Raw genomic sequence first — 13,956 nt, 5'->3', positions numbered from 1 at the left:
GTGTCCTGCGGGTCGACGGATCAGAGCAGGCTGAGCCCGCCCGCCGCCAGCGCCTCGCCGACTGGCTGGAAGAACGACTGGAACCCGGCGCCGCAACTGCCGACGGTGCCGCCAGACGTGATCCCGATCGCGGTGCTTCCCTGGTAGAGCGAGCCGCCGCTGTCGCCGGGTTGGACGCAGGCGGTGGTCTCGATCATGTCGAACACCGTTCCCTCGGCATAGCGCCTTCCGCCGTTCAGCCGCGGCGGAGCACGATTCGTACGGCCGCGGTGAGGACGCTCAACTCGGGTGCGCGGATCGCTGCGAGGACGGCGAGGAAGACCGCAGCGATGCTCATGCTGGAGAGGGCGGCAGTGACGGCCGCACCCATGGCTCCGTCACCGATTCGGTCGGCGACGAGGTGGACGCACAGCAGACCGGCGGGCACGGAGAGGACCGCGGCGCAGCCGGTCCGTGCCAACAGTCCGGCGACGTGCCGGAGGCGTACGGCCCCATGCCGGCGTCGCAGGAGCCAGGTGTTGAGAAGCGCGGCGCATCCGACGGACAGCACCGTCGTCCCGGCCAGCCCGGGCACCCCGAAGACAGGACCGAGCGTGACATCGCCGACGATGTTCACCGCCATCGCCACAAGCGCCACCAGGACGGGGGTCACGGTGTCACCGACGGCGTACGACGCTCTGGTGACGACCTCCCGCCAGGCGAGGGCAAGCAACGCCGGCGCGTACCACATCACCGCCGTGGAGGTCGCCTCCCCGGCCTCGGCGTCAAAACTGCCTCGCTGGTAGACGATCTGGACAACGAACGGCGCGCACACCAGCAGCGCCGCGCTCATCGGCGCGATGACGACCATCACGGTGCTCAGGCCCTGGCCGACCAGCCGGCGCAGCTCGCCTCGGTCGTCGGCCGCGGCACCGAAGGCAGGGTAGAGCACCGTCACCAGTGACACGACCACGAGCATCTCCGGCAGCGTGACCAGCCTCCAGCCGTACGACAGTGCGGAGATGACGCCCTCACCCAGGAACGAGCCGACTGCCCGGTCGACGAGGGTGTTGACGTTGACGATGGCGCTGCCGACCAGGAGCGGTGGTGCCAGCCGGGCGACGGATCGGAACCCCGGATCACGCAGGTCGAAACTGATCCGAAGCCGCAGCCCGATCGCCCGCAGCGGGACCAGCTGACACACCAGCCGGGCAGCCGAACCGAGAACGAATCCCGCAGCCAGCGCCGCCACGCCGTAGCGCGGACCGAACGCCGCGACCGTACCGATCATGACCAGGTTGAACGGCACCCCCTGCACACCCGCCCAGAAGAACCGTCGGCGCGCCTGGGCGACCGCAGCGAGCAGGTTCGTGCCGGCGACGAAGACGACGGCGACCAGGATGATCCGGGTCGACGTCACCGCCAGCTCGGACTGCGCGGCATCGAACCCCGGCGCCAGCACTCTGACCACCGGACGGGTGAGCAGCCACAGCATCACTGACGCCACACCCAGGACCAGCACGGTGACCGAGAGGACAACCGTCGCACTGTGGTTGGCACGCTGTGCGGTCTCCTCGGTGGCCGTCGCACGCGCGACCACCGGAACCAGCGCCTTGGCCATCGCGCCTGCGACCAGGCCCAGGATGAGGTTCATCAACCCCTGACTCACCAGGTAGGCGTCGAGCACAGCTCCGGCACCGAACACCGCCGCGATGACCACGTCGCGTCCGAAGCCCAGGAGCGCCGAAGCCGCACTGAGCAGCGTCAGCAGGGCTGCCGCAGAGCCCACTCTCGTCCTCCGTCCCGACACGGCGCGACCAGACGAGATCAGGAATGGGTGAGCCACTCGGCGTAGAACATGCCGAGTCCCGAGGCGACGAGGATGCCGCAGATGATCCAGAAGCGGATCACGATGGTGATCTCTGGCCAGCCCTTGTGCTCGTAGTGGTGCTGAATGGGGGAATTCAGGAAGATCCGGCGGGGGGTGCCGGTGAGGCGTCTGGTCAACTTGAAGTAACCACGCTGCAGGATCACCGAGGCGTTGGCCGCGACGTACAGTCCGCCGATGACGATGAGCAGCAGTTCGGTCCGGGTCGTGATGGCGAGGCCGGCGATGGCGCCGCCGAGCCCGAGCGCACCGGTGTCGCCCATGATGATCCGGGCCGGGTTGGCGTTCCACCACAGGAATCCGCCGCAGGCGGCGGCCAAGGAGAACGCGATGATCGCGAGGTCGTACGGGTCGCGTACCTGGTAGCAGCCGGGCACGTCGGCTGCCGCGCATGACTGGTTGAACTGCCAGACGCAGACGATCGTGTAGCCGGCGAAGACGGGGACGCAGGTGCCCGCGGCGAGTCCGTCCATGCCGTCGATCAGGTTCACGCCGTTAGACGTGGCGGACACCATGAACAGTGCCCACAAGACGAAGATCACGGCTCCGAGTTGCAGGCCGGGGAGGTCGCGCATGAAGGAGACGAAGGTCGACGCGGGGGTGAGCCCGTCGGCGTCGGGAAGCTGGATGGCGAGGATGGCGAACACGACGGCTACCAGGGTTTGGCCGACCAGCTTCGTGCGGCCGCGTAGGCCGAGGTTCCGTTCGCGAGTGACCTTCAGGTAGTCGTCGAGGAAGCCGACCGCACCGAGGCCGACCAGCAGGAGCAGGACGAGCATGCCAGACGCCGACGGCCCGGCGCCGGCGACAAGGTGTGCAACCAGGTACCCGATGACGGCGGCGGCGATGACCGCCGTCCCACCCATGGTGGGGATCCCCTGCTTGACCTGGTGCATCGGCATGTCGTCGTGGATGGGTTGGCCGAGGCCCTTCCGTACGAAGAACCGGGCCACCAAGGGAGTCAGCGCGAGGGACAGGACGAGCGATACGACACCACCGAAGAGGATCGCTTTCATCCGTCATACCTGCCGACGTTCCTGCCGATCGCCGACATCTCCTCAGCCACAACGGTTACCCTCCGTCACGCCGCTTTCCAGCAGCTGGTCCCACAGCGCTCTTGAACCGTTGACGATAGCGATACGGCCTGTCGCCCCGCGTCATACCCGGCGCCGTGGCCGACGGCAGCCAGGCGGGATGCGGGATGTCGCGAGCCTGGCAAAGATCCACGGGACACCTTTAGTCGACCAGGCGGGACCTGCGCTTGGGGAAGAGGGCCTCCAGTAGCGCCTCGGCCTCACTGTTCACCCAGATGTCGGGATACGGGGCGCGCAGCTCGCGTAGCGAGCTGTGTCCGAACACCAGGCGTAGGAAGATCAGCGGCGGAAAGCCGCCCATCGCCTCGTACGTTCGGAACCGGCAGTCCTGGACATTCGTCAGCTTGCCGTTCTCGAAGCACATCCGCAGGCCAGCGCGGTAGAAGTCGAGGGTGAGCTCGCCGCTGTAGCCCGTGAACGTCGAGTTCACGAGCCGTCTTTCGAGGATCGGCGCGATCAGGCGCAGGAAGCCTGGCAGGTCAGGCACCCGTACGTACCAGGCGGCGGGCGGCTCGCGGTGTGGCAGCCACTCCGGCCGGAGGGCGTCGTAGAGAGGATGGTCCCGACCCAGTTCGAGGATGAGCCGCTGCAGCGGCCTGTCCGGCCCGCCCTTCGTAGGTTCCTCTTCACCCAGGCGCTTGAGTTCACGCAGCAGCGCGGGGGCCAGGTCATAAAGGTTGGTCCCTGGCGTGGATCCGATCATGGAGGTCAGGAAGACATCTGCCGACCGACGATAAGGCGTGAAGACGAAGCCACAGAAGTCACCATCGGCCCTTTCGATGACCCGCACGCGAGCATCACTCCATGCTGGCCCTTTCTCGTGCTCCGCGTCGATGTGGTACTTCCAGAACGAGTCAGGTAGGCGACGCGATACCAGGTACGTGGACTGCTGGCGCCGGTGGCATGCGGCAATGGAAGGGATGTCCTCGTCCCGCGCTTGCCGCAGCCGGTACTGCTCACCGCTTCCTGACGGCTCGTCGGGCAGCAGTCCAAGTGCGACCGTGACCCGACCACGCTCGTCGACCGCATACTCGTAGCCGAACTGGCGATAGAAGAACGGGATGCCCGTAATCGCCTGCACCGGCCTACCTTCACGCGCGGACCGCTCGTGCATGACATCGAGGGCAGTGCGAATCAAGCCTCTGTTCCGGTAACCCGGCTCGGTCGCCACGATGTCCGGACGGGCCACCGGAACAACGATCCCCTCGAACTCCCAGTCCTCCTGCAGGTAGAAGGCACTGGCGACGATCCGGTTGCCCTCCTTGCGGGTGTCCTCGACGACGACGACATCCTCGGGCCCCATGAATGGGTAGTCACCTCGCATGTGCCGTCGCACAGTGTTCGCCAGGCCAAGGTTTGGTTCGTCGTCCTCGCTGCCCCGGAACACCAGGCTGTTCAACTCGGCGATGTCCTCGGTGTCCCTCGCCGTGGACCAGCGAAGGACCAGTCCATCACCAAAGTCCCGTCGCACATCGCACCTCCGGCTCGGTAGGTCCACGCCCACGGTCGCTGATCATTTCGACCACGGTAGGAGACGCGTCTGCCCCGCCCAACCGAATTTCGTGGACCGTCCACACCGCCGAACACGTATACCGTCGGTGTCCACTGGGTCGTATTCGCGCATGAACTCACTCACTGGTGACCGGCAGGCATCACCGATCGCAGGTGCCCCGAGACCTTGCCAGGCAACGATCAACTGCCGCTGCATCGCTGAACTCGACCACCTCGTCCCCCACGATCTGGTACTTCTCGTCCCCTTTGCCGGCGACCACTACCACGTCATGACGGAGCGCCTCGTCGATTGCCCACTGAATGGCGTCCTCACGGTTGGAGAGCTTCACATATCGACAGGCTGTCTGCTTCAGGCCACCCTCCACCTGCCTCATGATGTCCTCAGGATCTTCGCTTCTCGGGTTGTCGCTGGTAAGAACGCAAACGTCGGAACCAGATCCGGCGACAATCCCCATCGGCTCTCGCTTCGTCTTATCCCTATCGCCACCACATCCGAAGACTGTGATAACTCGCCCCTTCGAGAGCGCCCTCACAGTCTTGAGGAGACTCCGGAGGCCAACTGCGGTGTGCGCGTAGTCGACGATGACTCTCAGTCCGTCTGTTGACCGTAGGACCTGGAATCTCCCAGGCACCGAACTCGACTGCGACGTGGCTTCCACAGCCTCCGCAAGTCCGTAGCCCAATTCGACGCAGACCGCCGTAGCAGCCAGACAGTTGTACACCGCGAAGATCCCTGGAGTCTCGGACGCCGCTCGCACATTGTGCCCGCCATGGGATATGACGAACGTCGCGCCTGTTCCATCGACCTGAATATCGCTGGCCATGAACGCGTGGGCTCGCCCTTCAATTCCGTACGTCAGAACAGGGCCACGGGTCTCCCGACTAATGACGTTCGAGAAGTTGTCATCGCCGTTCACTATGGCACGAGCGCACATCTCGAACAGTCTGAGTTTCGCTTGACGATACCCTTCCATCGACCCGTGCGCGTCCAGGTGATCACTCGTGAGATTGGTGAGGACGCCGATGTCTACTCTCGATCCGGCAAGCCTCTCGGCAGCCAACGCGATCGACGAGGCCTCCAGAACAACACTTGTCGCCCCGCGTTCTCGCAGACCAGCGAAGATCCTCTGCAGGTCAATCGCCTCTGGCGTCGTGGGGGTAGATCTGGGATGGGCGACCGGGCTGCCGTCGAGCGATACACCGGTAGTGCCGACCGTTCCCGTGGGCCGGCCGAGCCTCGTAAGGGCTCCACCGACCATGTTGGTCACCGAGGATTTTCCATCAGTTCCGGTAACGGCTATGACCGTCATGTCCCTGGTGGGCTGCCGGAAGAACCGGCTCGCCACTCGTCCTGCGGCAGCCCGAGTGCTCGGCACTTGCACAACCGTCGAGCCGGGCGCCGCCATCGCAGCGGCATGGATGTCCTCGACGAGGAACGCTTTGGCGCCACGCAGGCCACACTCCGGGATGTAGGAGTGCCCATCGACGCGCCCGCCCTTGAGACAGACGAAGAGACTTCCATCTTTCACATCATCCGAATGAGCAGTGATATCTGTAATCGGCTGCTGCGCATTACCGGAGACCAGAGACCAGTCCAGATCAGATAGCAGGTCACTCAGTAGCATCGTTTCCTCTGACGTTTCCTCGACTATCTGGTCCGCAGACTGGACGCTGGCCGGCATCCTGCCCAGTGGATGCGCCCCGACGTCTCGCTCGCGCATCTCGCCGACAGTGTTTCAGCCTCCGGCGACCGGAACAAGCCGCACGGACGCCGCGAACGAACGCCCGCCCTGGAGGCCGCGCCCGGGCCGGACGATAGGATGTAAGGCAAGCTTGGGCGAAGGACGGTGGCAACCCGGTACCGGCGCCCAGTTGAGTTCACCGCCGGGCCGATGAAGCCTCCGGCACGGTCGCAGACGTCAGGAGTTTGGCATCGTCGTGCCCTGATGTCCCGTCGCGCTTCCTGCCCGCCCTGAGTTCTCCCTGGTGAGCCGGACTTCGGTTCGCCGGAATGGACCAGCCCGGCGCGCCCTCGAAACAGTCAGCGGCCGGCCATGTACACGACCACTGTTTCCTTCGCGCGTGCTGAGTCACCGACGCGCCCGAGCTTGACGGGTTCCCATCGTGCCGAGTTTCCTGCTGTCGCCCTCACGGCTGCGCGGTTTTCGCCCCTCCTGGCTCTCGCCGAAGGTCTTCCGCACCGAGGTGTTGTCCGGGCTGGTCGTTGCGCTCGCGCTGATCCCGGAGGCGATCTCGTTCTCGATCATCGCCGGCGTCGACCCCCGTGTCGGCCTGTTCGCGTCGTTCACCATGGCAGTCACGATCGCCCTGGTGGGTGGGCGTCCGGCGATGATCTCGGCGGCGACGGGTGCGGTCGCACTGGTCATCGCTCCACTCAACCGTGAACACGGCCTGGGCTACCTGGTGGCTGCCGTGATCCTCGGCGGCCTCCTGCAGGTGATCCTCGGTGCCCTCGGCGTGGCCAGGCTGATGCGGTTCGTACCGCGGTCGGTCATGGTCGGCTTCGTCAACGCGCTCGCCATCTTGATCTTCCTCGCCCAGGTGCCCGAACTGTTGGACGTGCCGTGGGCGGTGTACCCGCTTGTCATCGGCGGACTGGCCCTGATCGTGGCCTTCCCAAGAATCACCCGGGCGGTCCCGGCGCCCCTGGTCTCCATCATCATCCTGACCGCGATCACCCTCGCTGCCGGCATCGCGGTCCCCACCGTCGGAGACAAGGGCGCGTTACCCAGCTTCCTGCCCGTGCCGGGCCTGCCAGACGTACCGTTCACGGCCGAGACCCTGGTGACCATCGCCCCGTACGCGCTCGCGTTGGCGCTGGTGGGTCTGATGGAGTCACTCATGACGGCGAAGCTCGTCGACGACATCACCGACACCCACTCGAACAAGACCCGTGAGTCCATCGGCCAAGGTGTCGCCAACCTTGTGACGGGCTTCTTCGGCGGCATGGGTGGCTGCGCGATGATCGGCCAGACCATGATCAACGTGAAGAACGGTGCCCGCACCCGCCTGTCCACCTTCCTGGCGGGACTGTTCCTGATGGTCCTGTGCATCGTGTGCGGGCCGGTCGTGTCCGACATCCCGATGGCCGCTTTGGTCGCGGTGATGGTGTTGGTGGCGTTCAGCACGTTCGACTGGCACTCCATCGCTCCCAAGACCCTCAAACGGATGCCGGCCGGCGAGATCACCGTCATGGTGGTCACCGTCGCCGCGGTGGTTGCCACCCACAACCTCGCGATCGGCGTCGTGGTCGGGTCGTTCACCGGCCTGGTCATCTTCGCCCGCCGCGTCGCCCACCTGGTCAACGTCACCGCCGTCACCGACCCCGACGGGAACGGAGTCGTGTACTGCGTCACCGGCGAGCTGTTCTTCGCGTCCAGCAACGACCTCGTGTACCAGTTCGACTACGCGAACGATCCCGACAGCATCGTCATCGACCTCACCGACGCCCACATCTGGGACGCCTCCTCAGTCGCGGCCCTGGACGCGGTGACGACAAAGTACGAACAGCGCGGCAAGACCGTTGAGATTGTCGGCCTGAACCGACAGAGCGCCAAGATCCACGACAAGCTCTCCGGTGAGCTCACCGGCAGCCACTGAGACCTGGCCCGAGGATCTGTGGCCGCGATCCTCGAGGGGGTAAGGCCTAGGCTCGGCGGACATGAATGCCTCTCATGAGGAGATGATCGGTCGCGCGGTGGCCTGGGGCCAGGACGCCGACGAGGTTGCGGGTCTGGTCCTTTATGGTTCCCTCGCGCAGGTGGCACGCTATCCGTGCGCGGAAAGGAAGGCGCGTAGTCGGGCCGATACGGCTGCGGGGTCCTCGAGCCACGGGGAGTGTCCTGCCTTGGGGATGGCAGCAAGCGTGGCGCTCGGCAGCAGGTCGAGAAGTCTTCGGACGTTGGCCAGTGGACGCGGGTCCTGCTCACCATGGATGATCAGAGTCGGAGCGGTCACCTTCGTGGCGAGTGTGATCTCGTCAGGTCGGTCGGTCCAAAGGCCTCGGTTGGCCCGCCAGTTGATGTCGAATGGGACGGCGGCAGCCTCCCTTGCCCAGGCTTCAGCCCTCGAAGGATCGGCATAGCCCGGTAGCCAGCACAGCATGCGGTACTCGACTTCCTCGTCCCAGCTCCGCTCCTCCTGCTGTTCCAGCTCATCCCGCCGCTCCTGCTGCCGGGGCGTGAGCCGCCTGGCGGACTCTGCGTAGTACGGCTCCCGCCACTCCGTCCCTGGTCCGACCCCGCTGCAGTAGATCACGGCCTGCGCGTGTTCGGGGTAGGTCCATGCGTACGCGAGGGCGAGGGTCGCTCCCCACGAGTGGCCGAAGACCGTCCACCGGTCATAGCCCCAGTGTCGGCGCAGCCCATCGAGGTCGGCGAGTGCCCGGTCTACCCGGTAGTCATCAGGTCCGGTCGATCGGCCACAGCCCCGCTGGTCGTACCGATGGACGCGATGGGTCGAATCCAGCATGGTGGCAATCGAGCTGAGGTCGTCCCACAGGCCCGGCCCGCCATGGCACAGGACGACAGGCGATCCGCTGGTGGGTCCGGAACTCATCGTCCACAGTTGGGCGCCATCGTCGAGTGTCACCGCGCGTTCCCGTATCTCGTCCACCGGCACAGACTCCCGGGTACGCAGCCTGTCGTCAAAGGGGCTTACGGTTTCGACGAGCCTGGTCCGACCGCGCGGTTCGCCTCAGGTGAAGGACAGCAGGGTGACGGAGTGGGGCGGGAAGGTGTAGGTCCCGCCGTCGAGTGTGACGTGCCCGCGGTCACTGAGTCGGATGCGGTTCGGACTGTCGAGAGTGTTGGTGGCCATGGTGTCGGATTCATCCGCTCCGAGGTCGTGGACGGTGCCGGGAGGTAATGCCGCCCGTCCGTCGAGGATGATCCGGGTACGAATGCCGTCGGTGCGCGACCGGTTGATGACGGCGAGGCGAAGGCGGCGGTCGTCGGTGAGGGTGGCGGAGGCGTCGAGCATCGGCACCGACCCAGGCCGGGTCGCGAAGCCCCCGCTGCCGTCGCGGCTGTCGCCCTGACGGACGGCACCGGTGCGCGCCGGTCCGTACACGTCCGCGTGGATGGCGATGGTGCCGGTGTGGTTCTGGTAGAGGTTCCACACGTGGTACGACGCGGACCGTACGACACCGCCCGGTCGTACGGCGAGCAGCCCGTTGGCGTTGACCAGGTTGACCGTGTTGGCCATGGTCGGCGGCACGGTGAGGCCACTCGCGCGGTGCAGAGCATGGAAGACGCCCGCATAGAACAGCGCGTCGGCGAGAGTGCGCGGACTCCACCGGTTGACGCGGAGCCGAGCAGGCCGACCGTTCACCCGCTCGGTGTCGCGGCTGACGACGACACCGTCGGGGGAGGGCTGGGGCTCGGGCCAGTCGACGGGTTCGAGGTGGCGGATGTTCCACTCGTCCAGAGCCAGTGCGAGTGGCCGCTCCACCCCGGCCGCCGCGGCAAGGTTCGCGACGAGGTGGGCGTACTCGTGGATCTGGCGTTCGAAGTAGAGCGGCTGGGCGACCACCGCGTCGTAGTCGTCGTCACCACTGTCGGCGGTGTAGAGGTGCGTGGAGGCACCGTAGAGGTGCAGGGAGACGTAGTCGACGAGACTGCCGACCCGCTCCAGCACCGGGCGGGTCCAGCGCTCACTGGGAGTGCCGACCGCGACGAGGCGGATCGACGGGTCCACCTTGCGCATGAACTGGGCGTGGTCGCGGGCCGCGGCGGCGTACTCCTCGGGCGACCGGTGGCCCATCTGCCACTGACCGTAGACCTCATTGCCGAGTCCCCAGTAGCGCACGCCGTAGGCATCAGGATGCCCACCCGCGGCCCGGCGCCTGGTGTAGTCCGTGTCACCGGTGTGGTTGGTGTACTCCACCCACCGGACCGCCTCGTCGACGTCGCGGCAACTGTGCACGAGGTACGGCTGGGTGCCGACTTCGGCGCACCAGGCCAGGAACTCGTCGGTGCCGAACCGGTTGGTCTCCTCCGAGCCCCAGGCGAGTTCGAGCCTGCGTGGGCGGTCGCCGCGCGGGCCGATGCCGTCCTCCCAGTGGTACGGCGAGGCGACGTTCCCGCCCGGCCAGCGCACCACCGTCAGCCCCAGGTCCTGGCAGGCCTCGATGACGTCGCGGCGCAGCCCCGCCCGCGGTCCGTCGCCCGCATAGGAGTGCGGAGAACCCTCGTCGAAGACGCCGCCTTCGATGTTGCCGAAGAAGCTGGACTCCAGGAAGTGGCCGTAGATGTTCTCCTCGATCCGGCCGATCTCGCGGTCGCGGTCGATCTCGATCCTCGCCTCGACGTGGTTCACTCAGAACCCTTTCCTGCGTGGTCGTCGACGTGGCTGAGCGCGGCGTCGTAGGTCTTCTCGCCCACGTCGTACATCGACGTCATCCAGTGGTAGAAGTTGTCGCCCCGCTCGCGCAGGACGCGGTAGAGCGTGCCGAGCAACTCGCGGCGTACGTCCGCGAACGCCTGGTCGTGGTAGCGGTTGCGCAGCTCGTGCGGGTCGGCGGTGAGGTCGTACAGCTCGTTGTCGTCGGCGGGACTGACCACGAGCTTGTGCGTACGGGTGCGAATCATCCGTTGCGGATAAGGGAAGTGGTGGCCATGGAACTCCGCGACCACGTGATCCGCCCGATCGGGGCGACGCCCCTCGCGGAGGAGGGGGAGCAGGCTGGCGCCGTCGAAGTATGCGGGTGCCGGTAGTCCCGCCAGGTCGAGGAACGTCGGCGTGAGGTCGGCGAGGGTGACGAACGAGTCGTCGACGCGGCCTCCCGGCCACGCGGCGCCGGCCGCGGATGCAGCACTGCCGGGCACCCGGGCGAGTAGCGGGATGCGGTAGATGTCGTCGTACATCGCCGGGCCCTTGTCGTGCAGGCGATGCGATCCGGTGAACTCGCCGTGGTCGGCGGTGAAGAGCACGGCGGTGTCGTCGGTCAGGCCCAACTCCTCCAGCGCCCGCAGGATCCGCCCGACCTGGCTGTCGATGAGGCTGACGTAGCCCCAGTACGCCGCGATCAGCTGCCGCCAGTCGTCGGGGGAGAAACTGTCGAACGTCCAGTGCGCGGAGTAGTGCCGCTGGACCCGTGGCTTCCCGTCGAACGTCTCCGCCATCGAGGCCGGCAGTTCGACCGCCGCCGGGTCGTAGCGGTGGTAGTACGACTCCGGCAGGCAGTACGGCAGGTGTGGCCCGAACCAGTGACAGGCAAGGAAGAACGGCCTGCCGTCGGTGCGGCGGTGCCCGGCGTAGCTTCGGAGCCGTTCGATCGTCCGCTCGGCGAGGAAGTACTCGAATGTCGCCTCGACCGGCTGCTCGAGCACCCCGGCGAGAAGGTTGCCGGGCTGCCCGTTGGGGAACGAGCCGCGCACCTCCGAGCGCAGCCGGAACTCCGGCAGGCCGCGGTCGGCGAGATACCGCAGGTAGTCCGGATGGCGGACCGGATTCCCCCAGCCTGGGTAGTGCTCGCCGTCGAAACCGAACTCCCGCGGCCCGTTCTCCTTACCGACATGCCACTTGCCGACATGGCCGAGCCGGTAGCCGGCGTCCGCCAGTGCCTCCGAGAACGGAGGGAACCGGCCGCCGAGTTCCTCGCGATAGCCGACATTGCGTTCGTAGTTGGCAAGAAGCGTGTGCCGGAACGGCAGGACGCCGGTGAGCAGGGTGGCCCGCGCGGGCGTACAGATCGCGGTCGGCGTGTAGCAGTGCTCGAACCGCGTCCCGGACGCCGCGAGCCCGTCGAGCGCCGGCGTCTCGCAGACGTCGTTGCCGTAGCAGCCCAGTGTGTCGAGCCGGTGCTGGTCGGTCATGAGCAGCAGGACGTTGGATCGTGATCCTCCGGTCACATCGTCTCCCTACTCCCGGTGGAGGTCGACGGCCAGCGTGCCCCAACCGTCTCTGTCTGCGTCACGGGTCACAGGAGCGGCCGTCGCAGGGGGATATCCGGCCAGCAGGGCTGACTTGCGCAGGACCAGGGCGATGCCGCCGCGGGCGGCCGCCTCGTCGCCCAGCTCCGCACCATGGAGCTGGAGGCCCTGGCGTACCTGACGGTGGGCATAGGCGTGGAGTGCTTCCCGCGCCGGGTCGAGCAGCAGGTCGCCGGCGGCGGCGAGTTCTCCGCCCACGACGACGACCTCGGGGTTGACGACGTTGCACGCGGCTGCGATGACCCTGCCGAGGCGGATGCCCGCCGCGGTGATGACCTCACGCGTCCGCCGGTCTCCCGAACGCAGCCGGTCGAGTACGTGGTCGAGTCGTCGTGCGTCGCACTGCTCGAGGATCGCCGCGATCGAGACGTACCGCTCGAGGCAACCGCGGCCGCCGCAGTGACAGGGGGGTCCGTCCGGATCGACGCTGACGTGACCGAACTCGCCCGCGCCGCCGGCCGCGCCCGAGTGGAGGTGGCCGCCCAGCACCAAGCCGCCGCCGACTCCGTAGGACAGGCGTACGTAGAGGACGTTCGGGACGCCGGCACCACTGCCCCAGATGGACTCGGCAAGTGCGGCGAGGCGGGTGTTGTTGTCGATGAGGACGGGCACGCCGTACCTGTCGGCCAGCCCGTCCCGCACCAGCTCGACCCGACTGCGCCGATGCTTCGCATCGGCTGGCTCGGACACCGGGCCGATCACCCCGGCGCCGACACCGTCGAGGGCCGCGAGCGAGATGTGCGCCTCCTCGGCGAGCTGGTCGACCAGGCCGAGGGCGATCTCGAGCCGGGTGGCCCACGGAGTCCGTTCACCGCAGCGCTCACTCGCCGCGCCGACCACCTCGTGGGCGACGTTGGCGACAGCCGCGTGGATGCGCCGGTGGCCGAGGTCGAGCCCGAGCGCCAGACCACCCGACGGGTTCAGCGTCACCAACGTGGCCGGCCGCCCCCGACCGCGGGACGGCGAAGCCACGGCCGGAAGCTCGACCACCCGGTCGGTGGCGATCAGGTGCTGGATGATCGCGTACAACGTGGCGCGGGACAGTCCGGTACGCCGTCCGAGCTCTGCCCGGCTCAGCGCGCCATGGACGCGGAGCGCCGCGAGCAGTCGCTCCTCATGACTCTCGCGGAGCAGGCGCAGCACACTCGAGGACGGCTCTGGCATGGCTGGAGTCTGACGAGCGGACCACTATTCTGTCAATACTCAAGAAGATTGACCCGGGTACGGCGGCGATCATTTGGTGGCGTCGTTCAAGGTCAAGCGCTGACCATCCGCGGTCCTGTGGGGCCCCGGCTCGGATTCCCCCGAGGGCGCGCGAGCACGACGGGGGCGGAACCCGGCCGACTAGGGGGTGTCCCGTGGATCAGGGTCGCGAGCCCGGCCAAGATCCAGGGGACACCCCCTAGATCGTTGATCGGAAATTTTGATCAGGTCAGCGATCAGTGGTCGTAGGCGATTAGGGAGCGTTTTACGGGTGCGCCGATGATCCAGTTGTGCCAGATGGCGGTGTTGAGCGCGAGTAGGCGTT

General features: G+C 67.0%; 10 protein-coding genes. 1 reads left to right on the top strand and 9 read right to left on the bottom strand.

Going from position 1 to position 13,956, the window contains the following annotated elements:
- Window positions 1–20: 20 nt before the first annotated feature.
- From ABNF93_RS27655 to ABNF93_RS27635, 5 genes are all read right to left on the bottom strand, one after another.
- Window positions 21–197, bottom strand: a complete 177-nt coding sequence (locus tag ABNF93_RS27655) for a trypsin-like serine protease (protein WP_349331133.1) — start codon at window positions 195–197, stop codon at window positions 21–23.
- A 38-nt stretch (window positions 198–235) separates the two neighbouring features.
- A complete protein-coding gene (murJ, locus tag ABNF93_RS27650) occupies window positions 236–1,768 on the bottom strand; it encodes a murein biosynthesis integral membrane protein MurJ (protein WP_349331132.1) in 1,533 nt (510 codons plus the stop codon).
- Between the two features lie 38 nt (window positions 1,769–1,806).
- Window positions 1,807–2,883 carry a phospho-N-acetylmuramoyl-pentapeptide-transferase gene (gene mraY / locus ABNF93_RS27645; protein WP_349331131.1) on the bottom strand — a complete coding sequence of 359 codons (1,077 nt, stop codon included), beginning with the start codon at window positions 2,881–2,883 and terminating at the stop codon, window positions 1,807–1,809.
- Between the two features lie 220 nt (window positions 2,884–3,103).
- A complete protein-coding gene (locus ABNF93_RS27640; RefSeq protein ID WP_349331130.1) occupies window positions 3,104–4,432 on the bottom strand; it encodes a GNAT family N-acetyltransferase in 1,329 nt (442 codons plus the stop codon).
- Window positions 4,433–4,613: 181 nt separating this feature from the next.
- Complete coding sequence (locus ABNF93_RS27635) at window positions 4,614–6,194, bottom strand: UDP-N-acetylmuramoyl-L-alanyl-D-glutamate--2,6-diaminopimelate ligase (protein WP_349331129.1); 1,581 nt, start codon at window positions 6,192–6,194, stop codon at window positions 4,614–4,616.
- Window positions 6,195–6,597: 403 nt separating this feature from the next.
- On the opposite strand from ABNF93_RS27635, the gene ABNF93_RS27630 reads away from it, so the two are divergent.
- Window positions 6,598–8,094, top strand: a complete 1,497-nt coding sequence (locus tag ABNF93_RS27630) for a SulP family inorganic anion transporter (RefSeq protein ID WP_502877634.1) — start codon at window positions 6,598–6,600, stop codon at window positions 8,092–8,094.
- Between the two features lie 168 nt (window positions 8,095–8,262).
- Here ABNF93_RS27630 and ABNF93_RS27625 read toward each other — a convergent pair whose 3' ends face one another.
- The 4 genes from ABNF93_RS27625 to ABNF93_RS27610 form a co-directional block, all read right to left on the bottom strand.
- Window positions 8,263–9,108 (bottom strand): alpha/beta fold hydrolase, encoded by an 846-nt coding sequence (locus ABNF93_RS27625; protein ID WP_349331128.1) that lies wholly within the window; start codon window positions 9,106–9,108, stop codon window positions 8,263–8,265.
- An 81-nt stretch (window positions 9,109–9,189) separates the two neighbouring features.
- On the bottom strand, window positions 9,190–10,812 hold the full coding sequence (locus ABNF93_RS27620; RefSeq protein ID WP_349331127.1) for an alpha-L-arabinofuranosidase family protein: 1,623 nt from the start codon (window positions 10,810–10,812) through the stop codon (window positions 9,190–9,192).
- Complete coding sequence (locus tag ABNF93_RS27615) at window positions 10,809–12,347, bottom strand: sulfatase family protein (RefSeq protein ID WP_349331126.1); 1,539 nt, start codon at window positions 12,345–12,347, stop codon at window positions 10,809–10,811. Before ABNF93_RS27615 ends, ABNF93_RS27620 begins: the two co-directional genes overlap by 4 nt.
- Window positions 12,348–12,356: 9 nt before the next feature.
- On the bottom strand, window positions 12,357–13,592 hold the full coding sequence (locus ABNF93_RS27610; protein WP_349331125.1) for an ROK family transcriptional regulator: 1,236 nt from the start codon (window positions 13,590–13,592) through the stop codon (window positions 12,357–12,359).
- Between the last annotated feature and the right edge of the window lie 364 nt (window positions 13,593–13,956).

The organism is Actinopolymorpha sp. B9G3, from assembly GCF_040120725.1.
In the GTDB taxonomy this organism is placed as follows: domain Bacteria; phylum Actinomycetota; class Actinomycetes; order Propionibacteriales; family Actinopolymorphaceae; genus Thermasporomyces.
Note: the sequence above shows the minus strand (reverse complement) of the source record. Positions and strands in the feature narration are given on the sequence as shown.